Consider the following 396-nt stretch of genomic DNA (forward strand, 5'->3'; position numbering starts at 1 on the left):
GCTGGCTCCAGTTACTCCGGTGGCTCCGGTCAGTCCTGTTACTCCAGTCGATCCGGTCGATCCAGTTACTCCTGTTTCTCCTGTTACTCCAGTCGATCCGGTCAATCCTGTTGCTCCGGTCAGTCCTGCTACTCCGGTCGATCCAGTTCTTCCGGTTGACCCTGTAGCTCCCGTTACTCCGATAGGTCCGGTAGCCCCAGTACTTCCTGTAGAACCAGTTGACGTTCCGGTATTACCCATAGGACCTGTTGGACCAGTAACTCCAGTGGAACCCGTCGGACCTGTTAGTCCTCTTGGACCTATCGCTCCCGTTGGGCCAGTGGGACCAGTTCTTCCTGTCGCTCCTGTCGCTCCTGTTGGACCTGTTGGACCCGTTAATCCCCTTGGGCCTATCGA

General features: G+C 56.8%; 1 pseudogene. It reads right to left on the reverse strand.

The window, feature by feature from the left end:
* Positions 1-396, reverse strand: a pseudogene (locus AC5WOC_RS21205) (hypothetical protein); the annotation flags it as partial.

Source organism: Shimazuella sp. NTD247, from assembly GCF_059510415.1.